The 333-nt window shown below is 66.1% G+C and carries 1 protein-coding gene; it reads right to left on the bottom strand.

Features of this window, described 5'->3' with window-relative positions; genetic code table 11:
* On the bottom strand, window positions 1-333 hold a 333-nt coding region (locus HKX41_10805; protein NNC24619.1), incomplete at both ends, for a hypothetical protein.

Raw genomic sequence — 333 nt, 5'->3', positions numbered from 1 at the left:
CCGCCGACATCGGCCTCGCCCGCGCCCATCGCCTTGTTGCGCAGGAAGTCGCGTTTGATCTGCGCCCAGCGCGCCGCCTGTTCCTCGCTGTGCACGCCGCGCAGCTCGCCGAGCTTGAGCAGGTTCTCCTCGGCGCCGGAGGTCAGCAGCTGCGCCTCGCCGAGGTAGTGATCGCCGATCAACTGCTGCAGCTCGGCCGCGTTCATCACCGGCGAAATCTTCTCCGCCAGCTTGTTCATATTGCGATAGCTACCCTGCAGCTTGAACGGCGGCTCGGTGCGGTAAGTCTCGGCCTGGGCGGCGCTGGCGATGTACTGCTGGTTGACCCGATAG

It is taken from the genome of Salifodinibacter halophilus (assembly GCA_012999515.1).
GTDB classification, from domain to species: Bacteria; Pseudomonadota; Gammaproteobacteria; order Nevskiales; family Salinisphaeraceae; genus Salifodinibacter; species Salifodinibacter halophilus.
Note: the sequence above shows the minus strand (reverse complement) of the source record. Positions and strands in the feature narration are given on the sequence as shown.